General features: G+C 63.5%; 1 protein-coding gene and 1 pseudogene. One reads left to right on the forward strand and one right to left on the reverse strand.

The window, feature by feature from the left end; translation table 11 throughout:
* Positions 1-64: histidine kinase (locus tag SB753_RS36555; RefSeq protein ID WP_410804999.1), on the reverse strand; the 64-nt coding region annotated here is incomplete at its 3' end.
* Between the two features lie 30 nt (positions 65-94).
* Here SB753_RS36555 and SB753_RS36560 point away from each other — a divergent pair.
* A pseudogene (locus SB753_RS36560) lies at positions 95-282 on the forward strand (transglutaminase family protein); the annotation flags it as partial.

The raw sequence follows: 282 nt of genomic DNA on the forward strand, positions 1-282 counted from the left end.
GATAAGACAGCGCCTGAGCCAGGGAGTCATGCAATTCCCGGGCAATGGTGGCCCTTTCTTCCATCAGCAGCAATTGCTCGTTCTGGACCTGGATCTGATGGGCGAAGAGGGCGCGGCGGGCGGCACGGTGCGGTATGTCGATTCGTCGGTGGAGCGGCTCGAAGTGAAGGTGCTGGGGCTGAACGACAATCGCCATGTCGTGAGCGTCAATGGCGTGTCCCTGCCGCTGCAGCCGACGGGCCGCATCAGCGAATTCGTCGCGGGCGTGCGCTTCCGCGCATG

This window comes from Paraburkholderia sp. SIMBA_053 (assembly GCF_046534895.1).
GTDB classification, from domain to species: Bacteria; Pseudomonadota; Gammaproteobacteria; order Burkholderiales; family Burkholderiaceae; genus Paraburkholderia; species Paraburkholderia caledonica.